Source organism: Rhizobium sp. Leaf311 (assembly GCF_001423445.1).
Classification (GTDB): domain Bacteria; phylum Pseudomonadota; class Alphaproteobacteria; order Rhizobiales; family Rhizobiaceae; genus Agrobacterium.
The window spans coordinates 390,361-413,819 of the sequence record NZ_LMNZ01000004.1 but is presented as its reverse complement, the minus strand read 5'-3'; the positions used below and the strand labels follow the sequence as shown (position 1 = coordinate 413,819).

Genomic DNA, 23,459 nt, shown 5'->3' with positions numbered 1-23,459 from the left:
TGAGCGTGTCCGCTCAGAACTCTTCCCAATCCTGCTTCAATGCCGCATTGCCATTGAAGGCGGATGCGATTTTGCGTCCGAGTGCACGGGCTGGAGATTGAACCGGACGCTCGGCTGGCGTTGCTGCGCGAACCGGCGCTTCATAAGCATTTGCGGCAAGCTTGAACTGGCCCAGAAGCTGGTTCAGCGATGCGGCTTCACGCGCAAGGCTATGGCTTGCAGCAGTCTGTTCTTCCACCATCGCAGCGTTTTTCTGCGTGTCCTGGTCCATCTGGTTGACGGCGTTGTTGATCTGCTGAAGACCCGAGGATTGCTCGTGCGCGGCTTCTACGATCGCCACCACATGCCGGTTGATTTCCTGCACTTCCGTTACGATGGTTTCCAGCGCACGACCCGTTTCGCCAACGAGCTGCACGCCCTGCTCCACCTGCGTGTTAGACGTGGTGATCAAGCTCTTGATGTCCTTGGCCGCACTGGCAGAGCGCTGGGCAAGTTCGCGCACTTCCTGAGCAACCACAGCAAAGCCCTTGCCTGCCTCACCCGCACGAGCAGCTTCAACGCCGGCATTGAGCGCCAGAAGATTAGTCTGGAAGGCGATTTCGTCGATAACGCTGATGATGTTGGAGATTTCCGAGGATGATTTCTCGATCTGCTCCATCGCAATCACAGCCTTGCGCACGACTTCGCCAGACTGCTCGGCCCCTGTGCGAGCTTTCGCCACCAGTTGACCGGCTTCCTGCGCGCGCTTGGTGGAGTCCTTCACCGTGGTTGTGATCTCTTCCAGAGCAGCAGCTGTTTCTTCCACCGAAGCTGCCTGCTGCTCGGTGCGCTTCGCCAGATCATCGGCTGCGGCCCGAATCTCATTGGCACCAGCATCGATACCACGGGCATTCTCGGCCACGCGGGAAAGCGCGGACTGGAGCTTTTCGGCAGACGCGTTGAAGTTGTGACGTACGACATCGAGATGTTCGACGAAAGGCTGGCTGATGCGGTAGGACACATCGCCTTCTGAAAGGCGCGAAAGGCCACTTGCGAGATTGTCGACAGCAAATTGGGTGTCGGCTGCTTCTCTTGCTTTCTGCTCTTCTCGGGCAATCCGGTCGTTTTCCGACAGGCTGCGATTGGCTTCGGCTTCCCGCTCCAGCCGGGCACGCTCCAGTGCGCTCTCTCGGAATACGGAGACGGCGGCGGACATTGCACCGATCTCGTCTTTTCGGTTGCCATGGGGCACTTCGGAAGACGTGTCATTGGCGGCAAGCCTGTCCATGGACGTCGTGATTTCAGCGATAGGTTTCGCGATTTTTCGGAAACTGAACACGGCAGCCAGTGTGCCAATGATGCTGACGATGACGACCATCAGGATGGTTGCGTTGAATGAAAACTCTGCGATACCCGTAGCTTTTGTCAGGGCCGCTTCTCCGGCGGACTTATTCAGCGCAAGCATTTCGGAAAAACGTGCAACCGCCTCGGTACCACGTGCAGTCAATTCCTTGATCGTCGCCTTAGCCTCGTCGTCCTGGCCAGCTTTCTTTTGCTGGATCAGCTTGGCTCCCGCTTTCCTATATTCATCGATAGCAGCTTCTGTTTCGCGCGCTTTTACCTGCATGAGCTCCGAGCTCAAGCTTCCGATATATGCGTTGAAAGCACGCTCCCGCGCTTCGCTTGCCTTGTTGAGATTGGCCTCGGTTTCCGCGATTTCTGTTGCATTGCGCGCGGCAAGCATAAAAGCATACTGGCGGCGGACATCACCGAGCAGCCGATCCAATTCAGCCATTTGCGTCGAGCGCGATAGGCGGTACCCCATATTATCGAGTTCGCCCTGAAGCTGACTGACGGAATAAATAGAAAATGCGCCTTGAGCTGCTCCAAAGAATACGACAACCGCGAAGATGAGTGGCAATAGCGTCTTGATGCGAAAATTGTTGAGCACAATATAACCCTTTGGTTTTAATACGTCATTCCCCCCAAGACGCATGATGAACTTATGTGGTGTGGATAATCTTCGTCCAGGTGTCGTGTGCGAGGTTGTTTGGCCGTCCTCCCGTAACGGACCTCCTGAGCCTTGCGCAGACCTATTTTCTATTATTCATAACTACAAAATCCGTTGGTGCAGTTTTCTAAATTACGAGAGCTTCAAACTCCTCGAATCAAAGCGTCAGACAATCGGGTTGAGCACAGTATATCGCCTCGATATCGGCGACTGGCATCGTGCCACAGGCACGGAATGACTTCTTCATGAAGCCTACATAGGCCGGACGTTACTTTGAACTCATTTCCGGAAGGTTAATTGGAATGATGAACAGTTAATAATCGAATATGACGAGCTCGCAAAAACAGGCAGCCTGTTCAACAGGGCTTTCACGCAAGACTTCAATGCAATCCAGATCTCGTAGAGTGACAAGCAACAAACGGAACCTGCGCAAGGGCAACCTTCCGATATCGGACAATCAACCCGCCTCAGCCAATCTCTCCGCCACCTGCAGATCCACGGACACGAGCTGTGACACACCCTGCTCTGCCATGGTCACACCAAAGAGGCGGTCCATGCGCGCCATGGTGATGGGGTTGTGGGTGATGATGACGAAACGGGTCTCAGTCGAAGCCACCATCTCGTCCATGAGATTGCAGTATCGCTCGACGTTGTGATCGTCCAGCGGCGCGTCCACTTCGTCCAGCACGCAGATTGGCGCGGGATTGGTGAGGAAGACGGCGAAGATAAGTGCCATGGCGGTTAGCGCCTGCTCCCCACCCGAAAGCAGTGTCATGGTCTGCGGTTTCTTGCCCGGCGGACGGGCGAGAATTTCAAGGCCCGCTTCCAGCGGATCATCCGATTCGATCAGTTGCAGTTCCGCCGTGCCGCCACCGAAAAGATGCGTGAACAGGCGCTGGAATTGGGTGTTGACGATATCGAAAGCAGCAACCAGACGCTCACGTCCCTCGCGGTTGAGATTGTGAATTCCTGCGCGCAGCTTGCGCACGGCATCGATGATGTCGTCGCGTTCCTTGATCAGCGCCGCCAGCTTTTCAGACAGTTCCGCCTGTTCCTCTTCAGCGCGCAAGTTGACGGCACCGAGCCTCTCCCGCTCGATCTTCAGCCGGTCCAGATCCCGCTCGACATCGCGGATCTCAGGCATCGGCGCGTCGACAGCCAAGCCCGTCAGGCGAAAGGCCAGATGCGGCTCGACATTGAGCGTCTCGTGAATACGATGTTCGCTTTCCTGCCGCTTTTCGCGGGCCGAGACCAGCCGCTCTTCGGCGCGGCCGCGTTTTTCCCGGGCATCGGCAAGCTCTGACAGGGCAATTGCCGCGATGCGATCAGCCTCACGCTGCAAACGTTCCGCCTCGACAAGCTGGTCTGCGGCCAGACGGCGTTCTTCTTCGGTCTTTTGAAGTTGCGTCAGGAGATTGCGGCGCTTTTCGTCGAACTCTTCCGGCGCGATATCCAGTTCCGCAAGCTCGTCGCGGGCTTCATCCTCGCGTGCGCGCAGCGTAGCAATATGGCCGCTGGCATTATCGGCACGGGCCTGCCATGTCGCACGCTCCTGCGCGATGGCATTGATGCGGCGTCGTTGCGCCTCGGCCTCGCGGCTTAGCCCCTCATGCCGGGCGCGGGCCTCCGCCACCGTGCTTCGGTCGGTCGCAACCTCCAGCTGGCTTTCCCGCAGCCGCGTATCGAGATCGGTAAGATCGACCGCCTCTTCCAGTTCGATCCGGGCGTTTTCTTCCTGCATGGCGATGTCATCGATCTGGCCGCTGATCTGGTTGATCGCTTCAAAGACGACATCGCGGCGGCGCAAAAGATCGCCGGACGCACGCTCAGCCACGGACAGCGCGTCGCGCGCTTCAACCAGCTGGCGGGATGCCAGACGGCTGCGTTCGCGCGCTTCGGCAAGCTGGCTTTCCACCAGCCTGATCTCATCGGCGCTGGCAGCCAGCTGTTCTTCGGCTTCCTCCAGCGCGTAACGCGCCTCTTCAACCTCGCCCTCAAGCTCTGCCAGACGGTTTTTCTGGGCCAGCCGCAGGGCTGCGTTGCCGGGAGCATCCGCGCTTGTAATGTGACCGTCCCACCGGAACAGCGCACCCTCTCTGGTAACGAGGCGCTGGCCTGGTTTGAGCGCAGGCATAAGGCGTTTGGCATCATCCAGGGTTGAGACGATACCCGTCTGACGCAGCCTGCGTTTCAGCGCCTCCGGCCCCGTCACCTGCGCAAGCAGGGAAGGAATGCCATCCGGCAGGGAAGGATCAGCCTCACCTTCGCCATTGGCGGTCCAGTAGGCCGGAGCGGCAGGGTCCAGCGGGCTTTCGAGATCATCGCCCAAGGCTGCACCAAGGGCAGCTTCAAAGCCGCGATTGACCGTCAACTCTTCGGCCACGGGCGTAAACGAGCCGGATACGGCACCGGCAGCCAGCATTCTCGAAATCGTTCTCGATTCGGTTTCCAGAGCATTGAGGCGGCTGCGGGCGGCTTCAACGGGGCCACGCGCCATGGCTTCCGCAGACCGCGCCTCGGCAACGGCTGTTTCCGCTTCTTCTACCACGATCAACGCATCCTCGACGGCGATTTCTGCGGCTTCCACGCTTTCGCGCTTCTCCGAAGGGTCAGGCAGGCCGGAGAGTTTTTCGTCTATGTTTTCGATTTCCGCCGATGCTTCCGACGCCTGACGCTCCAGCCGCGCTTTCCGGTCTGCGAGATCACGGATGGTGCGCTCAAGCTGACTGCGATTGGCGGAAGCTTCGGCGCGCTCTGCCGTGAGGCTTGCGAAAATGCGCTCGCTCTCGGCCAGCTTTGCCGCCGCCAGCTCGAAGGCCTCGCGTGTCTCTTCGAAATAGCGGCCAGAGTCGGCCATGATGTCGCGGATGTCGGCTTCCTCAGCATCCAGCCGGGCGAGGATTTCGGCATTGTCGGAAACCATCCGCTCTTCGCGTTCGATATCTTCGCCCAGTTGCGCCAGCCGACGGGCGAGCTCATCGCGGCGGCGAAGGATGCGGTTGGTTTCTTCGTCCAGCTGCGTGCGGGCAATTTGCAGACGTTGCAGGGCAGCAGCGACCTTGGCCTCGTTTTCGCGCAGTTCCGGCAGCTTGAAACTGGCAATGCCCTGTTCCTTTGCTGCTTCCATCTGCCGCTGCGCCTTTTCGGCGACCACATTGGTGGCCTGATTGAGCGCGCTTTCCGCCTCGCCCTCCGCCTGCTTGGCTTCCACCCAGCGAATGTGCAGCAGGGTGGCTTCGCGGGCACGGATATCCGCCGACAGCATCTTGAAGCGGTTTGCCTGACGCGCCTGCCTTTTCAGGCTTTCGATCTGGCTTTCCAGCTGCGCCGTCACATCTTCCAGCCGCTCCAGATTGCTCTCCGCCGCACGCAGGCGCAGTTCCGCCTCGTGCCTGCGCGAATGCAGGCCGGAAATGCCTGCTGCCTCTTCCAGCAATTGCCGGCGGGCCTGCGGCTTGGCATTGATGAGTTCGCCGATACGCCCCTGCCCCACCATGGAGGGCGAGCGGGCGCCGGTCGATGCATCGGCGAACAGAAGCTGCACATCCTTGGCGCGGGCTTCCTTGCCGTTGATGCGATAGACCGAGCCGTTCTCGCGCTCGATGCGGCGCGTGACCTGAATTTCATCGGCATCGTTGAAGGCAGCAGGCGCGGTACGGTCGGAATTATCGAGATAGAGGCCGACTTCGGCGGTGTTGCGCGCGGGGCGATTGCCGGAGCCCGAGAAAATCACGTCATCCATGCCGGACGCGCGCATGTTCTTGTAGGAGTTCTCGCCCATCACCCAGCGAAGCGCTTCGACAAGATTTGACTTGCCGCAACCATTGGGCCCGACGACGCCGGTCAGCCCCGGCTCGATGAGGAATTCCGAAGGCTCAACGAAGGATTTGAAGCCGAGGAGCCGCAGCTTGTTGAACTTCATGCCGCCGCCTCAAATGCAAAAAAAACGGGCGCACGGAAACATCCGTCGCCCGTTTTTGTCCGGTAACGTCTTTTAGAGAAGGCTGTCGACCAGAGCCGACATTTTTTCCACAGACATGTCTCCAGCGTAGCGCTTTCCATTGATGATGAAGGTTGGGGTCGAGTTGACGCCAAACTCAGTCGCACCGCGTTGCATCGTTGCGTTCACATCATCCAGAAGCTTCTGGTTCGTCAAGCAGGCCTCGAATGTCTCCTGTGAAAAACCGGCCAGTTTCGACATTTGCAGCAGGGCGGCGCGCGCATCCTGCGCGGTTGCCCATGTCTGCTGCTGCTTGAACAGCATGGAAACGAACGGATAATACTGCTGTTCAGGTGCGCAACGGGCCAGCATGAAGGCAGCGGCAGCGCGCGGATCGAACGGGAATTCGCGAATGACGAAATAGACCTTGCCAGTGTCGATATACTTCTTCTTGATTTCCTCGAAGGTCGTATTGTGGAAATGCGCGCAGTGCGGGCAGGTCATCGACATGTATTCGACGATCTTTACAGGAGCATTGGCATCACCCAGCGCACGGTCCGGCAGCGGGCCGGGCTTCATGACCTCTGCCATGTCCACATTGCCTGACGATTCAGGCAGTTCCTGCGCAAGCGCCTCATTCGGCAGCAAGGCAAAAGGCAGTGCCGCTGAAACCGCAGCAAGCGCAACGCCGCCCAGGAGGTTGCGACGGGTCATATTGAGTTCGGGAAAATGCATGAAAGCACCTGTTTTTGAAAGACTCATTTGTCTGCGATTCCGATATAGCGGCAACCCGTTCATAACAAGCAGCCATTTCTCTTCTTCTTGTCAAAGAATTGTGACCAGTCAAGGACAGCTTGCCGCTAAATTATCCGTCCGCCGGCGCGTTTTTTCTGCATGACGGCTGTGCCCAGACGCTCCACCGCCTTGCGCAGGGCTTCGCTCTCGATGCCCTCCATCATGCCTTCCAGACGCCGGGCGGCCTCGCCGCGCAAAGGCTGTGGCTTTGGCCGACGGTTCAGGGTCTGCGACACGGGCTTCTGGACGATCCTGATCTGGCGAACGGCCGGGAAGCCGAAGAAGCCGTTGATGCGGGAAATCAGCTCGCCCTGGGCGTGGGTCAGGAAAAGCGCGCGCGCACCTTCACAGGCAATGGTCAGGACGCCGGGCTGGTAGCCGCCACGGTCCGGCCCCTCGTCGCGACGCGGCCAGGTGATCTTTTCCGGGCGCGTGCAATCTGCAAAATCCGCCCCTGCAATCTCGTCCCAGGAACCCAGCAGCGAGGTGCTGATACCGGCTCTCTTTGCCAGAACCGGATCGATGATGCCGTTTGCGATTTCGGCAATCTGGATGACGCCTTTGCGAGGCTTTTTCATTGGATGCTCATGAACTGATGGCTTGATCGACGCAGGCGGATGAACCAAGTATAGCCGCAATAAGAGGGCCACAGCAAACCATGCTTCATAAAATCGAAAATCCGCCTTATGCGGACATGCTGCTGGCATGGTACGACAGACATCATCGCGACCTGCCGTGGCGCACATCGCCGCCCATGACGGCAAAGGGTCTGCGGGCCAATCCCTATCACGTCTGGCTGTCGGAAGTCATGCTTCAGCAGACGACCGTTCAGGCGGTAAAGCCTTACTTCGCCAAGTTTCTGGCGCTGTGGCCAAGGGTCGAGGATCTGGCTGCCGCCCCCAACGAGGACGTAATGGCCGCATGGGCGGGGCTTGGCTATTATGCCCGTGCGCGCAATTTGAAGAAGTGCGCCGAAGCCGTCGCAAGCGAGCATGGCGGCGTCTTTCCCGATACCGAGGAAGTCCTGAAGAAGCTGCCCGGCATCGGCGATTATACGGCAGCAGCCGTTGCGGCCATCGCCTTCAACCGGCAATCCGCCGTGCTGGATGGCAATGTGGAACGCGTGATTTCCCGCCTGTTTTGCATTGATGCGCCCCTGCCCGGCTCCAAGGGGGTGATGCGGGCGAAAGTGGCGGAAATAACACCTGCCGACCGTCCGGGTGATTTTGCGCAAGCCATGATGGACCTCGGCGCAACGATCTGCACCCCCAAGCGCCCCGCCTGCGCGCTCTGTCCGTTCAACGGCCACTGTCTGGCGCTTTCGCAGGATGAGCCGGAGCGGTTTCCGGTCAAGGCTGCCAAGAAGCAAAAGCCGGTTCGTGTCGGCGCAGCCTTTATTGCGGTCAACGACAGGGGAGAAATCCTGCTGCGCCGCCGCGTCGAAACCGGATTGCTGGGCGGCATGACCGAAGTGCCGACAACCGCATGGACGGCGCGGATCGATGGCGGCATAGACACCGATCACGCACCCTTTGCTGCCGAGTGGGAGGCCGCCGGCACAATCACCCATGTCTTCACCCATTTCGAGCTTCGGCTGTCCATCTTCCGGGCGAAGGTCGCAAGTGGACTCACCACCGGGGCAAATGACGAATGGTGGGAGCCGGTCACAAATCTTGATGCCCAGGCGCTGCCGACAGTGATGAAAAAAGCCATCTCTCAGGCTATTCCTCTGGCATTTGATAAGAGCAGGAAAAATTGATGACCAAGATCAACCACATCGTTTTCGACATCGGCAAGGTTTTGATCCATTACGATCCCAACATTCCCTATAGCCGCCTCATCCCGGATGCGGCGGAGCGGGCATGGTTTTTTGAAAATGTCTGCACCCATGAATGGAACCTGGAACAGGACCGGGGCCGGACATGGGCGGATGCCGAAGCGCTGCTTTTGCAGGATCACCCCGACCATGAAGAGACCATCCGCGCCTTCCGCCTGCACTGGCACGAAATGGTTTCGCATTCCTATGACGATTCCGTCGCCATTCTCAAAGGCCTGATCGATGAAGGCCACGACGTGACCATGCTGACGAATTTCGCCTCCGACACTTTTCGCGAGGCGCAGAAGATGTATCCGTTCCTTACGCTTTCCCGTGGCGTGACCGTTTCGGGCGATGTCGGCCTGATCAAGCCCGATGTGGCGATCTATGAATTGCACGCGCAGACATTCGGGCTGGACCCGGCCAGCAGCATTTTCATCGATGACTCATTGGCGAATGTCGAAGGCGCAAAGGCTGCCGGATGGCAGGCTGTGCATTTTACCGGTGCGGAGAAGCTGAAGGCCGACCTGGCCGAATTCGGCATCAAAGTCTGATATCGCGGGGACCACGAAACCATGCCAAGCGACAAGGTTTATCTCCAAGGCCACATCGATGTGCCGCCAGATCGTCTGCAAGCCGTTGCTGAAGCGTTGCCGCTGCATATCGAACTCACCCTTGCCGAACCGGGCTGCCTGTTCTTCGAAGTCGTGCCCAGCAACGATGTCGCAGGGCGATATCTCGTCTCCGAGATATTTTCAGATCAGGCCGCTTTCGATGCCCATCAACAACGCATCAAAAGCTCGGAATGGTTTGTGGTGACGCAGGGAATTCCGCGCGATTATACCATTCGCAAAGGCGAATAGACATTCTCTGGCGCTAAGGAAAGAAAAGTGTCTGGTGCAGGCGAAAATGGCGGTCTTCAACCTGCACCAGTCCGTCCGCAAGCGGTCGGATTCGTTAATGTCATATTGGGAAAATGCCGCCCTTATTGATCTTCACCGACAGGATGCGAAACCAGAAAGATTTCGCAAGCGGTGCGGCGCGGCTTGATTGCCTCTCCCTTGGACAAATTAACTACACACCCTTACTTGCTCCAAACTTGCCATGCAATTGATTTATTTTATAAAATACGTTCATGCTTAATCCGGACGCACTGACGCCCGGCGTCCAGGAAACGCCGGGCGTCAGTCACCCTTCATCCGGGACTGAAGGTACTAAACCGGATGAAGTATGGCAGGCCGTCGGAACGGCCTATCGCTAAGGCGAGGCGGTGGATCGCTTTTTACTCGGCCTTTGCCATTTCGCTGCGGATAAGGGTTCGCAGATCATCGATGGGTTTCAGGCTGTCGCCCTCGATCGTGTGCCAGAACGTCCAGCCGTTGCAGGCATCCAGCCCCTGAACTCTTGCGCCAAGGCGATGGATCGATCCTGCCTCTCCACCGGATGCGATGGTGCCATCTGCCCGGATGATGGCGCTGTAACGACGCTTGGCATCGGTCAGCACCTGGCCCGGACGAACAAGACCGCTTTCGAGAAGAACGTTGAAGGCAACGCGCGGCTCGGCCTTCTTGCCGGTCATGACGGTCAGTTCCGCCTTGCCCAGAGGCTCGACGGCGGCGATACGGGCTGATGCCGCATCAATATACTCCTGCTCGCGCTCGATGCCGACGAAATGGCGGCCGAGGCGTTTTGCGACGGCGCCCGTTGTGCCGGAGCCGAAGAAGGGGTCCAGCACAACATCGCCGGGTTTCGTGGAGGCCATGATGACGCGGGCCAGCAAGGCTTCCGGCTTCTGGGTCGGGTGAACCTTCTTGCCGTCATCGCCCTTCAGGCGTTCGCCACCGCTGCAAATCGGAAACAGCCAGTCGGAGCGCATCTGCACATCGTCATTGGATGCCTTCATCGCTTCGTAATTGAACGTATAGCTCTTGGCCTTGGCATCGCGGCTGGCCCAGATCATCGTTTCATGCGCGTTCTGGAACCGGCGACCCTTGAAATTCGGCATCGGGTTGGTCTTGCGCCAGACGATGTCGTTGAGGATCCAGAAGTTCATGTCCTGAAGAATGGAGCCGACACGGTAGATGTTGTGATAGGAGCCGATGACCCAGATGGTGCCATTGGGCTTCAATACACGGCGGCAGGCCAGAAGCCAGGCGCGGGTGAAGGCATCATAGGCCTCGAATGAGGCGAACTGGTCCCAGTCATTATCGACAGCATCGACCAGGGACTGGTCTGGGCGGTGGAGCGTGCCGCCCAGCTGCAGATTGTATGGGGGATCAGCAAAAATCGCATCGACGGACTGGCTTGGAAGTGCCTCTAGCGCGGCGACGCAATCGCCCTTGATGATGCTGTCTTTCCAGGCGTCGCTTTCACCTGCAAGATCAAAACCGGCACGCCGAAAATCGGCCAGCGGAAACACTGATGCCATAGTTACTCGCTCCATACGCTTACTCAACTGAACTGAGGCTTATGGTTACCGAGTTTGGTTATCAAACCCTGAACGAGCACAACAAAATCACGCTAAGTGCGTAAAAAAATACGCGAACTGCCATCGCGGATTTATTATCAGGGTTAATCGCGGACCTTCTTGATGGATCACTTATCGACCCCTGGGCATCGATTTAACCGGAAATGATGGGACGATTTTGCCACCATTCCGGTAATCGGTGGTGCGCAATGGAACCAGTCGTCACTTTTGACGTTGTGATTTCGGAATTTTGCGCGCCATCTGTGTGGTGAAGCAAAAGGGTAAGGGTTGCAGGGGTCCAGTGAATATGCGCATTTCTCTCATCATCGTTTCGACGCTTCTTGCAGGCAGCGCCTTGGCACAGAGCGCCTCCCCGCCTGTTCCCAAGCCGCAGATCAACGTCAAGACGGATGCGGTGCTGGTCAAAGGCGGTCCTTCGCTTGGAGATAGCGACCGGGTGCGGTGGGACTTCTACAAGGCCGACAGCGCGGGCGGCCAGAGCGACGAGAATGTCGGCGGCGCCTATGACGCGACCTTTGAAGAGAAAATTCCGCCGGGCAAATATGTTGCCGTGGCGTCACTGGGGAATATTACCCGCCAAATTCCCGTCGAGATCAAGGACGGTGCAGTTGCCGAAGTCACAGCCGATTTCAATGCCGCACAGTTGACGGTGGTGCCCAAGCGCAGTGCCGACAGCAAGGAAGCGGAGCCGCAGGCCCGTGTCGACGTAAAGCAGGGCGCGACATTCAGCGACAGCATCTATGGCAGCAAACAGATTTTCGTACCCGCAGGCGAATTGGCGCTGGAAGGTCGCATCGGCCCGGCGCGCGCGGAGGGAACCGTCACCGTCAAGGCCGGTGAAACCATCAGCCACGACCTGATCATTCCAAGTGGTGTCGTCTATGCCAATGCCGTCTACAAGGAAGGCGGCAAGGCTGTCGAGACTGACAATATTCGCTTCGAGACGGTCTCCACGGAAGAGACGCTGGATGGCACCCGCGAAACCCTGACCGGAACCTATGGTGTGAACAAGCTGATGCAGATGCCCGCCGGCAGCTTCATCATGCGTGCGCGCCTCGGGAAGGTCATGGTCGAAACCCCGTTCACCGTAACGGCTGGCCAGCGGGTCAATGTCACCGTCAATCTGAACGCCGGTGTTCTGGCCATAAATGCCAAGGACGCCCAGCGGATCGACATTCTCGAAACGACCAAGGATCTCCAGGGCACGCAAAAAGAGGTTTCAGGCCGCTACGGCACCACGCATCAGGAAACCCTCCATCCCGGCAATTACTCGGTGAAGGTAACCTATGACGACAAGACGAAGCGCGAGCCGAAAATTGTGACCGCCACCGTGACCGCATCCGAACGGACGGAACTGAACATTACGGACTGATGTCCGGATGCGGCGCCGTCCTGACGCCGCAGAAATCCATGCTTGCTATATGATCGCACAGTTGCGTCCATTCGCAGCCCGAGCATGGCTTTCGCAGGTCACCCTGCTGGAAGCCTGCGCGCATCTGTCGAATGAGAGCCGCATCTGGAACGATGCGGCTGCCGATCTCCAGACGAAGGCCCAGCCACCGCGCAACAGCCTCCAAGGCCTTTGCATCGCGGTTCGTCACACTCGCTTTGAAACAATGCGAGTCCCTGTTCGTCAGCAAGGGCCCACAGATGTCGTCGGGTCCGGAAATGATTTCGATCTCTTCCCCATCTCGTAGCCGGGCGGCGACACGGTCATAATTGACCGTGAAGCCCGGTGTGTAGCCCTTGCCGACATAGGTGAGCATACACAGGAGATGGTGTGGCCTTAGACGGACGGTCACTGTGATGCCGGTGTCTTCTGTGCCATTGCCCGCAGGACAGCAGCGGCCAGCGCCGATTTCAGCACTGCGCCGAGGATGAAGGGGGCGACACCCGCCAGCCATGCCTTCTCAGCACCGATGAGCCCCGCAAGCCACGCCCAGCCAAGCGCCAGACCTACGGCATTTGCACCGAAATGCAGCAGGAAACCGGCGACGGGGCGGTGACCGTCGATGCCCCTTTCGGTCATGAACCCAACAAGCACGGCCATGATCGGAAAGGATACGAGATAGCCTGCGGTGGGACCTACGAAGGGCGCAAGACCCGAAGCGCCGCCGGCCAGAACCGGCAAGCCGAGCATGGCTTCACCCAGCCAGGCAAGCACCGTCAACCCGGCCAGCCGCCAGCCGTACAAAGCACCGATCATGGTGACGGCAAAAGTCTGCATCGTTATCGGTACCGGCACCATCGGCACCTGAATACGTGACGCCAATGCCAGGACCAGCGTTCCCGCAACGACGAACAATGCCTGCTGGACGAAAGATTTTGATGGAAGGTCGAAGAATCCGACCGGCGCAGTCCGAAACTGAACACTCATGATGGCTCCCTTTCAAATTATAGATAATTTTCGAAGACGACTGCATTGATAGAGGAAATTGACAACATGAGTCCAGCAAATCTGGATATTGCGCGCAATGGGGTGACCCACCCTGTGAATGACTTCCTGATAACCCTAGGAATCACAGTGCGTTAGATCGAATTAAAATTATCTATAATTTATCCGACGATCGCGAATGCGTCGCGCGTTATGCCAGCGGGTGTGCGCAATGCGGTGCGGCCAATCCACTGGACGTGACCATCGAGAATACGGATTGCTTCTTCCGTGCGGTCTGCGCGCAGGGCATCGATGATGGCACGATGATCTGTGTCGGTGCGCCGCTCCCAACCCGTCCGCCATGCCGAAAACAGGAACCGGGCACTCGCCGCATGGAGCCCGTCAATCGCCTCCATCAATCGCGGCATGTTGCAGGGCGCGGTAATCAGCCGGTGGAAACGGCGGTTCGCTTCCTCCCACTGGCGCACATCCATGGCGCCATCCCCTGCGATGGTGGCCGCTTCGGCTTCATCGAGAATGGTGGCGGTCATGTGCGGAATGGCGTGGCGCAAGGCCAGAACCTCCAGCGCCGCCCGCATCTGTGCAACCTCCTGCACATCCGCCAGTCCGAAATCCGCCACACGCACACCACGACGGGGAATGCTGACCGCAAGCCCCTGCGCCTCCAAACGGCGAAACGCTTCGCGGACGGGCACATGCGACGCGCCGAACTCTTCCGCGACGTGATCCTGTCGCAACCGTGCGCCCGGCCCCAGCTCTCCGCGCATGATGCGATCGGCAAGCGTTCTGCTGATCTTCGCCGCTATCGTGTCGTCAGGTTTGTTCTTCGGAGTTTTGGCCATGACCTGACATAAGGTGCCATTTGAAACTTGTCGAGCAAGGCATCGAGCCGCGCGAAGCGGACCTCGCGCAAGGCTCGTTTGCATCGGTGTCGGTTGAGCTTGCCCGCGACATGGTCTAAAAGCCGCACACGCTTGCGCGATCACTCACTTCTTCACATTCAATCGCTAAGGAGAGCCCATGAGTGGCTTTGACCTCATCATTTTCGACTGCGACGGTGTTCTTGTCGATTCCGAAATCATTGCAGCACAGGTCGAATCCCGCCTGTTGACGGACGCAGGTTACTCAATTTCGACGGAAGAGATGGGCGAACGCTTCTCCGGCATGACCTGGAAAAACATCCTTCTGGCGGTGGAACGCGAAGCCAGCATCCCCCTCTCCGCCTCCCTGCTGGAAAAATCTGAAAAGCTGCTGGATGCGCGTCTGGAACGGGACGTGAAGATCATTGATGGCGTCAAGATGGCCCTCTCTCGCCTCACGACGCCTCGCTGCATCTGCTCGAACTCGTCAAGCGAAAGGCTGGACATGATGCTGACGAAGGTCGGCCTCAAGCCCTATTTCGACGGTCATATCTATTCTGCCAAGGATCTCGGTGCGGATCGGGTCAAGCCAAAGCCCGATATTTTCCTGCACGGCGCACAGCAATTCAACGTTTCGCCCGATCGGGTTATCGTTATCGAGGACTCCGTCCATGGCATCACCGGCGCTAGGGCTGCGGGAATGCGAGTCATCGGCTTTACGGGCGCCTCTCACACCTACCCAAGCCATGCCGACCGGCTGACGGATGCGGGTGCGGAAACCGTCATTTCCCGGATGCAGGACCTGCCTGCCACCATTCAGGCGCTGTCCGAGTGGGTCGGTGTCGCCTGAGACGCGCCCGGCCAGCCCTGACAATCAGGGCTGCTCAGCTGAACCGCATAAAAAAGCCCTGGGCGCATCCGCACAGGGCTTTTTTCTTTGTCGCACTTCAAGCCTCGGAAAAAATTATCCGCGGCGACCCTTCTTCGTGCTGACCTTGGAAGCATCATCGAAAGAGATGAAGACGTTGGTCTGACGCGATGCGCCGCCGGGAGCATTGGGAATGGCGACGTTGGGGTTGTTGAAGATGAATTGCGTACCGGCGCTGCCAGCGGGGACATCGACGGGGAAATTTGTGACCTGCGAGAATATCTCGCCGTTCCCATCCTTGACGGTGACGCGGATGGGCAGGTTGACGCGGCCGGGCTTGGAAAGCGGGCCCGGAACCAACCGGCCCTGTGCCAGCACGTTAACAGTCAGCGTTGCATCGCTCATGCTGCAGGAGCGCGTCGTATCGGAAAGCGACGCCTGATAGATGAGCTTGCTAGGATCATCCTTCGCGCCACCGGCATAGACACGGTGAACTGCGCTGCTATCGAGAATGGTAATGGCGGGGCAGTTTGCCTGCACGACCGGCGCCACCGCCTCGGCAGCGGGCGGGTTCACGGCAAGCGAATCCGATGGATTGGAAGAGTTACAGCCCGCAAGTACGGCCAGAAGCGATATGGCGGCAGACAAACGCAAAAGATGACTTGTCACTCTGTTCAACCCTCTCAAAACTATCCCGATACAGGACCGCAGAAGCTGTTTATTGGCCTTTCAAGCCTGTCGGCGATGGTCTATAGCAGCGGCGCTGGAAAAAATCGATTGGCTGAGTTCGGATTTGCTTCAATTTTGCAAAAAGCATGTCAAACAGGCCAAAAGCAGCTTTTCTCGCGGATAAGATGCTGACGACATTTGCCTGATAGACGACAAGGGACCATCTCGTGGAATATGTATCGACCAGGGGCAGCGCCCCATCGCTGGGTTTTTCCGACGCGCTTCTGGCGGGTCTGGCGCGTGACGGCGGACTGTATGTTCCGCGCAAATGGCCGACCATGTCCAAAAAGGAAATTCGTGCCCTGCGCGGAAAATCCTATCAGGAAGTCGCCTTCGAGGTTCTCTATCGCTTCACCGGCGATGAAATCCCCGCCGATGTCTTCCGCTCGATGATCGACGATGCCTATGCCACGTTCCGGCACCCGGCCGTTGCTCCCCTGGTTCAGACCGGCCCCAACTCCTTCATTCTGGAGCTGTTCCACGGCACGACGCTTGCGTTCAAGGACGTGGCCATGCAGCTCATCGCCCGCCTGATGGACTACACGCTGGCGCAGCGCAACGAACGCGCGACGATTGTCGGCGCAACCTCCGGCGACACTGGCGGCGCAGCCATCGACGCTTTTGCCGGGCGTGAGCGCACCGACATCTTCATCCTGTTTCCGCATGGCAAGGTATCGCCGGTCCAGCAGCGCCAGATGACGAGCTCGACGGCATCCAACGTTCATGCGGTGGCTGTTCATGGCAATTTCGATGACTGCCAGAACCTCGTCAAAGAGATGTTCAATGACGTCAAATTCCGCGATAGCGTCAAGCTGTCTGGCGTCAACTCCATCAACTGGGCGCGCATCATGGCGCAGGTGGTCTATTACTTCACCGCCGCCCTTTCGCTTGGCAGCCCGGACCGCAAGGTGTCCTTCACCGTGCCGACCGGCAATTTCGGCGACATTTTCGCGGGCTACGTCGCCAAGCAGATGGGCTTGCCGATCGACAAGCTGGTGATCGCCACCAATGACAACGACATTCTGGCGCGCACGCTTGCAACGGGTCGCTATGAAATGCGCGGCGTGCACGCAACGACCTCGCCTTCCATGGACATTCAGATTTCGTCCAACTTCGAGCGTCTTCTGTTTGAAGCCTATGACCGCGACGCATCCGCAGTCAAACGCTCCATGGACGGGCTCAAGCAATCCGGCGCTTTCGAGATCGGCGACAAGGCCATGAAGTTCATCAAGCGCGACTTCCGGGCTGGCCGCGCCACCGAAAAACAGGTAGCCGACACCATCAGAGACACGCTGGCGCAGACGGGATATCTGCTTGACCCGCACACGGCAACGGCCGTGTTCGTTGCGAAAAAGCATGAGAAATCAAAGAGCCCGATGGTGACTTTGTCCACCGCGCATCCAGCGAAATTTCCTGCAGCTGTAAAATCCGCTTGCGCAATCGATCCTGCCCTTCCACTATGGCTTGCTGATCTTATGAACCGGGAGGAGCGTTTCGATATTCTGGATGCTGAGCTGAACGCCGTTGAAACCTTCATCGGAAACCATGCTCGCGCCAAGAGTTAAGCAACGCGGAAAGACGTGATATGAGTGTAAATGTGACCCGGCTTGCCTCCGGGTTGACCGTTGTTACGGAAAGAATGCCACATCTTGAAAGCGTCGCTCTCGGCGTGTGGATCAAGTCCGGCTCACGCAACGAGACAGACGACGAGCATGGCATCGCCCATCTTCTCGAACATATGGCCTTCAAGGGTACGGCGAGACGTACGGCGAGACAGATTGCCGAGGAAATCGAGAATGTCGGTGGCGAGGTCAATGCTGCCACATCCACCGAAACGACGTCATACTACGCCCGCGTGCTGAAAGACCACGTGCCGCTTGCCGTCGACATTCTGGCCGACATTCTGACCGAATCCGCTTTCGAAGAGGCGGAGCTTGAGCGCGAGAAGAATGTCATTCTTCAGGAAATCGGCGCGGCGACCGACACGCCCGACGACGTCATCTTCGACAATTTCTCCGGTGTCGCCTATCGCGACCAGACCATCGGCCGCCCCATTCTCGGCACGCCGGATACCGTCCAGTCCTTCACGACCGGGCAGATCCGCCATTATCTGGCGAGAAACTACACGACTGATCGTATCTTCGTGGTGGCCGCCGGTGCGGTGGATCATGAAAGCTTCGTCAAGCAGGTGGAGCAACGCTTCGCCGGACTGCCGCAGCAGCCAATTGCTACTCCTGTGATGGAAAAAGCCATCTATACGGGCGGCGAAATACGTGAGGCGCGCGATCTCATGGACGCTCAGGTTCTGCTGGGCTTTGAAGGCAAGGCCTATCACGCGCGCGATTTTTATTGTTCGCAGATCCTCGCCAACATTCTCGGCGGTGGCATGTCCTCTCGCCTGTTCCAGGAAGTGCGCGAGTATCGCGGTCTGTGCTACTCCGTCTATGCTTTCCATTGGGGCTTTTCCGATACGGGCATTTTCGGCATTCATGCCGCCACCGGCAGCAACGACCTGCCGGAGTTGGTGCCCGTGATCATCGATGAGCTTCGCAAGTCCTCGCAGACCATTCATCAGGTGGAAATCGACCGCGCCCGCGCCCAGATTCGCGCCCAGCTTCTGATGGGTCAGGAAAGCCCGGCGGCCCGTGCAGGCCAGATCGCCCGCCAGATGATGCTTTATGGCCGCCCGATTCCCAATGACGAGATGATGACGCGTCTGGGTGACATCACCACAGAGCGTCTGACCGATCTTGCGGGACGGCTGTTTTTCGATAAGGTTCCGACATTGTCTGCTATCGGCCCGCTGGAAAACCTCTCGCCGCTATCGGACATTACGGCGGAGCTTTCCGCATCGCCGTCCATCAAGATTCAGGCAAACGGCTGACGGCAGGGCATGTGTCCGTGGCAAGTGGGATGAGGTTTGACCTTACATGCTGCGTTTTCTTTCCCGCAACAGTGATACGCCAGAACTTCGCAATGCCGACTACCTGCTGAGACTGCCGCGATATTCGGATTATCGGCAGTGGTACAAGCTGCGTTCGGAAAGTCGGCAGTTTCTGCAGCCTTGGGAACCGACCTGGCGCGCCGACGAGCTCACCGAGAGCTCCTTTCGCGTCAGAGTAACCCGCAACGGCCAGGAATTTGCCTCCGGCCTTGCGGTTTCCATGCTGCTGTTTCAACAGAACACCACGCTTCTGGGCGGCATTACGGTGGGCTATATCAGGCGTGGCGCCGCGCAAAGCTGCATGATCGGATATTGGATTGGCGAGCCATATGCTGCCCAAGGCCATATGTCTGCCGCATTAAAGCTGGTAATACCCTACATCTTCAACGGACTTCAGTTGCACCGAATTGAGGCAGCCTGTATTCCAGAGAACTTCAAAAGCATACGGCTGCTTGAAAATGCCGGATTTCAGCGGGAAGGCCTCTTGCGGGAATATCTTAAAATTAACGGCGAGTGGCGGGACCATGTCATGTTCTCCCTCATCTCCGACAGTCAAAATCCCGTCGGGACGCAGTAGGATAAATGACATATAACAGCCTTGCGTCGCGCCTCATCAGACCTTTCGTGGCCGCAGCGCGCTTCATTTCCCTGCTTTTCGTCTGCGTTTTCTTCGCAGCGCAGGCCCATGCATTCGAGCCCGTCAAAATCTCCCGCGATGACAATGCGCTCGATCTGACGGCCACCACCGACATTTACGCCAATCAGGGCGAAGCCTTTCAGGTTTCAACGGCACCGGGACCGGATGGCATTCGCAGACGCATTGAGGTGCGCGCGTCTTCCCCCACCCACCAGGGTGACTGGGCGGTGTTTGCGCTCGCCAACGTTTCCGAGGAGCAGCTGGAGCGCGTGATCGTCGCGCCGCATTTCCGTCTGGTCAATTCCAAGCTTTTCTGGCCTGACCTCGGCTCGCAGCGCATTATCGCTATCACCCCCAGCGAAGGCTTCGCGCTGGACCGACAGCCAAGTGCTGATGCAGACGTCTTTCGCATCACGCTGAACCCGGGTGCCGTCATCACCTTTGTGGCCGAACTTTCCACGCCGCAATTGCCGCAGCTTTATCTCTGGGAACCGGAAGCCTACAAGGACACGATCAACGCGTTCACGCTCTATCGCGGCATCGTGCTTGGCATTGCCGGCCTGCTGGCGGTGTTGCTGACCATTCTCTTCGTGGTCAAGGGCACCTCGGTTCTGCCGGCATCGGCGGCCCTCTCCTGGGCCGTTCTCGCCTATATCTGCGTCGATTTCGGCTTTCTGGAAAAGCTGATCACGGTCACCTCAAGCGATGAACGAATATGGCGAGCGGGCGCGGAGGTGGCACTTGCGTCCAGTTTCGTCGTCTTCCTGTTTACCTATCTCAACCTCAACAGATGGCACGCCCATCTTGGCTATGCGACATTTGCCTGGATCATCGGGCTTGGCGCGCTGTTCGGCGTCGCCATCTATGATCCCTCCATCGCCTCGGGCATTGCCCGGCTGTCCTTTGCGCTGACGGCAACGGCAGGGATCGTGCTCATCATCTATCTCGGCTTCAACCGCTACGACCGCGCCATTCTGCTTGTGCCCTCATGGGCACTCATTCTGGTGTGGCTGTTCGGAAGCTGGCTGACGGTGACCGGGCAGCTCGACAATGATATCGTCCAGCCCGCGTTGGGCGGTGGCCTTGTCCTGATCGTGCTTCTGATCGGCTTTACCGTTATTCAACACGCCTTCGCGGGCAGTGCCTATCAACAGGGCCTGTTCTCCGATCTGGAGCGGCAATCGCTGGCCCTGACCGGCAGTGGCGATACCGTCTGGGACTGGGATGTGACACGCGACCGGATCGTGACGACGCCCGATGTTTCGGTCAAGCTTGGGCTTAATCCCGGCACGATGCACGGAGCGGCTCGCAACTGGCTGCCGCGGCTGCATCCAGATGACCGCGACCGTTTCAAGGCCACGCTCGATGTGCTCTTGGATCACCGCAAGGGACGCCTGAACCACGAATTTCGCATCCGCGCCGAAGACGGGCATTTTCACTGGCTGCAGATTCGCGCCCGTCCCGTGCTTGGCTCCAACGGCGAAATCATTCGCTGCGTTGGCACCATCACCGATATTACAGAGCAGAAGAATTCCGTTGAGCGGTTGCTTCAGGACGCCTTGAGCGACAACCTGACCGGACTGCCGAATCGCCAGGTCTTTCTCGACCGGCTGCAATCGGTTCTCAACCTTGCGCCGGACGGAGAAACCGTGCGTCCAACGGTCATGGCAATCGACATCGACCGGTACAAGCTGGTCAACGACACGCTTGGCATCGCGGCTGGTGATAACATCCTGATTGCCTTGACGCGCCGTCTGCGCCGCCTTCTCAAGCCCCAGGATACTCTTGCGCGCCTTTCCGGTGATGAATTCGGATTGATTCTCGTCTCCGAACGCGACCCTCAAAGAGTGGCCGATTTTGCCGAAGCGGTGAACAAGGCGATCATGGTGCCGATCAATTTCGCCAATCGCGAAATCATTCTGACGGCATCCATCGGTCTGGTGTCCTGGATAGACCAGCAGGAAAATGCCGCCGGTCTCTTAAGCGATGCTGAACTCGCCATGTACCGGGCAAAACGAGCAGGCGGCAACCGCGTGGAACCGTTCCGTCCCGCCTTCCGCACGTCGGGCACGGACCGTCTGCAGATGGAAAGCGATCTTCGCCGCGCCATTGAGCGCAAGGAGTTGTCGCTTGCCTACCAGCCGATCATCAAGCTGGACAATGGCGCGCTGGCGGGTTTTGAGGCGCTGATGCGATGGGAGCACCCCAAGCGCGGCAACATCCCTCCAAGCGAGTTCATTCCCGTTGCCGAGGCTTCCGGGCTCATTGAGCCGCTTGGGATGTTCGCACTCGAGCGGGCCGCGACCGATCTGATGGACTGGCAGCACGCCATCGATAAGCTGCCGATATTCATTTCCGTGAACATTTCCAGCGCCCAACTCCTCAACAATGAGCTGTACACCGATGTGCGCAGCATGTTGCAACGAACCCGCTGCAACCCGGCACAGTTGAAGCTGGAGCTGACGGAGTCGGTGGTCATGGAAAATCCGGAACAGGCACGTCTTGTTCTGGCGAAACTGAAGGATACGGGCCTAAGCCTGGCGCTAGACGATTTCGGAACCGGCTATTCCTCGCTCGCCTATCTGACGCGCTTCCCCTTCGACACGATCAAGCTGGACAAGGCGCTGGTCGCCAATACCAGCGACAAGCGCAATGTGCTTCTTCGTTCCATCATTGCCATGGCGCGGGCGCTCGAGATGCAGGTCGTGGCAGAAGGCATCGAAACGCCGGAAGACGCAGCAGAACTCGCCCGCATGAATTGTCATTACGGGCAGAGCTTCCTGTTTGGCACCCCGGATACGCCGGATGAGGCCTTGCGACTGCTGCGTGAGCGTTTTCAGGTGGTCAAGAGAGCCTGATCCTGTTCTGACTGCATGGGCTGCTGTTGCGGCTGGGATTGCCAGTTGTTCTGCTGCTGGTCCTCAGGAACCTTGCCATGCAGCAGCTTGTGCAGAAATTCCAGCTTGACCATGACGGCGGGTGTCAGGACGAACGGGTAGAGATCCGCCTCGCCCATGCTGCGCTGCATGGAGTTGAGGGCCACGCTCAAAGGCACCCAGGCATTGACGATCTGGCGGGCGCTTCTGGCGCTGTAAGGCTCGAAAGAAACATCCGTTTCCAGCTCCTCATGCCCCTCCGGCTCAATCGCGATACCAAAGGCGTGCGCGGTTTCCAGCGTATCGACAATGTGGAGATAATGGGCAAAGCACTCCGCAAAATCCTCCCAAGGGTGAACTGAGGCGTAGGAACTGATGAAATTTTGCTGCCAGCCGGGCTGAGGGCCCGACTCATAATTGCGCTTTAGCGCCTCGCCATAATCCTCTCGCTCATCTCCGAATACTTCACGGCAGGCTTCGAGCCGGTTGGCGTCACGCACAAGCTTGTTCCAGATGAAATGGCCGACCTCGTGACGAAAATGCCCAAGCATCGTTCGATATGGCTCGTTCATATTGCTGCGAACCTGCTCGCGTGTCGCGTCGTCCGCTTCTGCGGCACGAATGGCGATCAGGCCCTCGTCATGACCTGTCATGGCAGGAATGATGGAGCCATCGGGTGCTACTTCATCGATCAGAAAATCAAAGACAAGGCCGCCCTGCGGGTCCGAATCGCGGTTCGGATGTGGCAGCTTCAATCGCAGCATGGAGTAAAAAAGATGGCGCTGCGCCTGGCTGAGACGACGCCACTGTTCCACGCCCTCCTCAGTCGAAGCATCCGGCACAAGACGGTTATGGCTGCAGGCCGGGCAGAATTTGTGATCGCTGTCGGCCGGTACGGACCAGTTGCAGACATCGTTGACTTCGTTCGCGCAAAAGCGAATCTGAAGCGACGGATCTGATACCAGCGACCAGTTCGGGTCACCTGCAGGTTCCAACGCTTCCATCGAAAGACTTTCGGGAACGAAAACAAGGCGATGTCCGCATTTGACGCAGGAACGATTATCGAAATGGACAGGCTGCCCACAGGCAGCGCAGGAAAACAGCTGCATTTAACGCTCCGA

The 23,459-nt window shown here is 58.3% G+C and carries 19 protein-coding genes; 9 read left to right on the top strand and 10 right to left on the bottom strand.

Features of this window, described 5'->3' with window-relative positions; genetic code table 11:
• Nucleotides 1–13 precede the first annotated feature (13 nt).
• From ASF69_RS07700 to ASF69_RS07685, 4 genes are all read right to left on the bottom strand, one after another.
• A complete protein-coding gene (locus ASF69_RS07700; RefSeq protein ID WP_280136379.1) occupies nucleotides 14–1,930 on the bottom strand; it encodes a methyl-accepting chemotaxis protein in 1,917 nt (638 codons plus the stop codon).
• A 517-nt stretch (nucleotides 1,931–2,447) separates the two neighbouring features.
• A complete protein-coding gene (locus ASF69_RS07695; protein WP_062586716.1) occupies nucleotides 2,448–5,912 on the bottom strand; it encodes a chromosome segregation SMC family protein in 3,465 nt (1,154 codons plus the stop codon).
• A gap of 72 nt (nucleotides 5,913–5,984) precedes the next feature.
• The gene (locus ASF69_RS07690; protein WP_062587220.1) at nucleotides 5,985–6,665 is read right to left on the bottom strand and encodes a DsbA family protein; all 681 of its coding nucleotides are present in this window, start codon (nucleotides 6,663–6,665) and stop codon (nucleotides 5,985–5,987) included.
• A gap of 125 nt (nucleotides 6,666–6,790) precedes the next feature.
• Entirely contained in the window at nucleotides 6,791–7,303 is a 513-nt protein-coding gene (locus tag ASF69_RS07685) for a DUF721 domain-containing protein (RefSeq protein WP_062586715.1), read from the bottom strand.
• Nucleotides 7,304–7,383: 80 nt separating this feature from the next.
• On the opposite strand from ASF69_RS07685, the gene mutY reads away from it, so the two are divergent.
• The 3 genes from mutY to ASF69_RS07670 are packed head-to-tail and all read left to right on the top strand — an operon-like array spanning nucleotide 7,384 to nucleotide 9,404.
• Nucleotides 7,384–8,484 carry an A/G-specific adenine glycosylase gene (gene mutY, locus ASF69_RS07680; RefSeq protein WP_062586714.1) on the top strand — a complete coding sequence of 367 codons (1,101 nt, stop codon included), beginning with the start codon at nucleotides 7,384–7,386 and terminating at the stop codon, nucleotides 8,482–8,484.
• Nucleotides 8,484–9,095, top strand: a complete 612-nt coding sequence (locus tag ASF69_RS07675) for an HAD family phosphatase (RefSeq protein WP_062586713.1) — start codon at nucleotides 8,484–8,486, stop codon at nucleotides 9,093–9,095. Before mutY ends, ASF69_RS07675 begins: the two co-directional genes overlap by 1 nt.
• A 21-nt stretch (nucleotides 9,096–9,116) precedes the next feature.
• Nucleotides 9,117–9,404, top strand: coding sequence for a putative quinol monooxygenase (locus tag ASF69_RS07670; protein WP_062586712.1), 288 nt, complete (start codon nucleotides 9,117–9,119; stop codon nucleotides 9,402–9,404).
• Nucleotides 9,405–9,823: 419 nt separating this feature from the next.
• On the opposite strand, the gene ASF69_RS07665 is transcribed toward ASF69_RS07670, so the two are convergent.
• On the bottom strand, nucleotides 9,824–10,969 hold the full coding sequence (locus tag ASF69_RS07665) for a site-specific DNA-methyltransferase (RefSeq protein WP_062586711.1): 1,146 nt from the start codon (nucleotides 10,967–10,969) through the stop codon (nucleotides 9,824–9,826).
• Nucleotides 10,970–11,315: 346 nt separating this feature from the next.
• On the opposite strand from ASF69_RS07665, the gene ASF69_RS07660 reads away from it, so the two are divergent.
• Nucleotides 11,316–12,401: a hypothetical protein gene (locus ASF69_RS07660; protein ID WP_062586710.1), complete on the top strand. Its 1,086-nt coding sequence runs from the start codon at nucleotides 11,316–11,318 to the stop codon at nucleotides 12,399–12,401.
• Here ASF69_RS07660 and ASF69_RS07655 read toward each other — a convergent pair.
• The 3 genes from ASF69_RS07655 to ASF69_RS07645 all read right to left on the bottom strand — a co-directional run bounded on the left by ASF69_RS07655 (nucleotide 12,391) and on the right by ASF69_RS07645 (nucleotide 14,266).
• A complete protein-coding gene (locus ASF69_RS07655) occupies nucleotides 12,391–12,831 on the bottom strand; it encodes a DUF1284 domain-containing protein (RefSeq protein WP_062586709.1) in 441 nt (146 codons plus the stop codon). The two genes, ASF69_RS07660 and ASF69_RS07655, sit on opposite strands and share 11 nt — an antisense overlap.
• Nucleotides 12,828–13,406: a biotin transporter BioY gene (locus ASF69_RS07650; RefSeq protein ID WP_062586708.1), complete on the bottom strand. Its 579-nt coding sequence runs from the start codon at nucleotides 13,404–13,406 to the stop codon at nucleotides 12,828–12,830. Before ASF69_RS07650 ends, ASF69_RS07655 begins: the two co-directional genes overlap by 4 nt.
• Before the next feature lie 179 nt (nucleotides 13,407–13,585).
• On the bottom strand, nucleotides 13,586–14,266 hold the full coding sequence (locus ASF69_RS07645) for a GntR family transcriptional regulator (RefSeq protein WP_062586707.1): 681 nt from the start codon (nucleotides 14,264–14,266) through the stop codon (nucleotides 13,586–13,588).
• 178 nt (nucleotides 14,267–14,444) lie between these two features.
• Here ASF69_RS07645 and ASF69_RS07640 point away from each other — a divergent pair, with 178 nt between their 5' ends.
• On the top strand, nucleotides 14,445–15,134 hold the full coding sequence (locus ASF69_RS07640) for an HAD family hydrolase (protein WP_062586706.1): 690 nt from the start codon (nucleotides 14,445–14,447) through the stop codon (nucleotides 15,132–15,134).
• A gap of 114 nt (nucleotides 15,135–15,248) precedes the next feature.
• Here ASF69_RS07640 and ASF69_RS07635 read toward each other — a convergent pair whose 3' ends face one another.
• Complete coding sequence (locus ASF69_RS07635) at nucleotides 15,249–15,800, bottom strand: PilZ domain-containing protein (protein ID WP_200939060.1); 552 nt, start codon at nucleotides 15,798–15,800, stop codon at nucleotides 15,249–15,251.
• 248 nt (nucleotides 15,801–16,048) lie between these two features.
• Here ASF69_RS07635 and thrC point away from each other — a divergent pair, with 248 nt between their 5' ends.
• The 4 genes from thrC to ASF69_RS07615 are packed head-to-tail and all read left to right on the top strand — an operon-like array spanning nucleotide 16,049 to nucleotide 22,320.
• Nucleotides 16,049–17,446, top strand: coding sequence for a threonine synthase (gene thrC / locus ASF69_RS07630; protein ID WP_062586705.1), 1,398 nt, complete (start codon nucleotides 16,049–16,051; stop codon nucleotides 17,444–17,446).
• A gap of 20 nt (nucleotides 17,447–17,466) precedes the next feature.
• The gene (locus ASF69_RS07625; protein WP_062586704.1) at nucleotides 17,467–18,765 is read left to right on the top strand and encodes a pitrilysin family protein; all 1,299 of its coding nucleotides are present in this window, start codon (nucleotides 17,467–17,469) and stop codon (nucleotides 18,763–18,765) included.
• Between the two features lie 46 nt (nucleotides 18,766–18,811).
• Nucleotides 18,812–19,402, top strand: a complete 591-nt coding sequence (locus ASF69_RS07620; protein ID WP_062586703.1) for a GNAT family protein — start codon at nucleotides 18,812–18,814, stop codon at nucleotides 19,400–19,402.
• Nucleotides 19,403–19,407: 5 nt separating this feature from the next.
• Complete coding sequence (locus tag ASF69_RS07615; RefSeq protein WP_062586702.1) at nucleotides 19,408–22,320, top strand: EAL domain-containing protein; 2,913 nt, start codon at nucleotides 19,408–19,410, stop codon at nucleotides 22,318–22,320.
• Here the strand turns inward: ASF69_RS07615 and ASF69_RS07610 are convergent.
• A complete protein-coding gene (locus tag ASF69_RS07610; protein WP_082469655.1) occupies nucleotides 22,299–23,447 on the bottom strand; it encodes a putative zinc-binding metallopeptidase in 1,149 nt (382 codons plus the stop codon). The genes ASF69_RS07615 and ASF69_RS07610 overlap by 22 nt on opposite strands.
• Nucleotides 23,448–23,459 lie beyond the last annotated feature (12 nt).

What these genes read in the sequence shown, in the direction of transcription:
- ASF69_RS07695 (WP_062586716.1), bottom strand. Translation starts at nt 5,912, where the DNA reads ATGAAGTTCAACAAGCTGCGGCTCCTCGGCTTCAAATCCTTCGTTGAG.
- ASF69_RS07690 (WP_062587220.1), bottom strand. Translation starts at nt 6,665, where the DNA reads ATGCATTTTCCCGAACTCAATATGACCCGTCGCAACCTCCTGGGCGGC.
- ASF69_RS07685 (WP_062586715.1), bottom strand. Translation starts at nt 7,303, where the DNA reads ATGAAAAAGCCTCGCAAAGGCGTCATCCAGATTGCCGAAATCGCAAAC.
- mutY (WP_062586714.1), top strand. Translation starts at nt 7,384, where the DNA reads ATGCTTCATAAAATCGAAAATCCGCCTTATGCGGACATGCTGCTGGCA.
- ASF69_RS07675 (WP_062586713.1), top strand. Translation starts at nt 8,484, where the DNA reads ATGACCAAGATCAACCACATCGTTTTCGACATCGGCAAGGTTTTGATC.
- ASF69_RS07670 (WP_062586712.1), top strand. Translation starts at nt 9,117, where the DNA reads ATGCCAAGCGACAAGGTTTATCTCCAAGGCCACATCGATGTGCCGCCA.
- ASF69_RS07665 (WP_062586711.1), bottom strand. Translation starts at nt 10,969, where the DNA reads ATGGCATCAGTGTTTCCGCTGGCCGATTTTCGGCGTGCCGGTTTTGAT.
- ASF69_RS07660 (WP_062586710.1), top strand. Translation starts at nt 11,316, where the DNA reads ATGCGCATTTCTCTCATCATCGTTTCGACGCTTCTTGCAGGCAGCGCC.
- ASF69_RS07650 (WP_062586708.1), bottom strand. Translation starts at nt 13,406, where the DNA reads ATGAGTGTTCAGTTTCGGACTGCGCCGGTCGGATTCTTCGACCTTCCA.
- ASF69_RS07645 (WP_062586707.1), bottom strand. Translation starts at nt 14,266, where the DNA reads ATGGCCAAAACTCCGAAGAACAAACCTGACGACACGATAGCGGCGAAG.
- ASF69_RS07640 (WP_062586706.1), top strand. Translation starts at nt 14,445, where the DNA reads ATGAGTGGCTTTGACCTCATCATTTTCGACTGCGACGGTGTTCTTGTC.
- ASF69_RS07625 (WP_062586704.1), top strand. Translation starts at nt 17,467, where the DNA reads ATGAGTGTAAATGTGACCCGGCTTGCCTCCGGGTTGACCGTTGTTACG.
- ASF69_RS07620 (WP_062586703.1), top strand. Translation starts at nt 18,812, where the DNA reads ATGCTGCGTTTTCTTTCCCGCAACAGTGATACGCCAGAACTTCGCAAT.
- ASF69_RS07615 (WP_062586702.1), top strand. Translation starts at nt 19,408, where the DNA reads ATGACATATAACAGCCTTGCGTCGCGCCTCATCAGACCTTTCGTGGCC.
- ASF69_RS07610 (WP_082469655.1), bottom strand. Translation starts at nt 23,447, where the DNA reads ATGCAGCTGTTTTCCTGCGCTGCCTGTGGGCAGCCTGTCCATTTCGAT.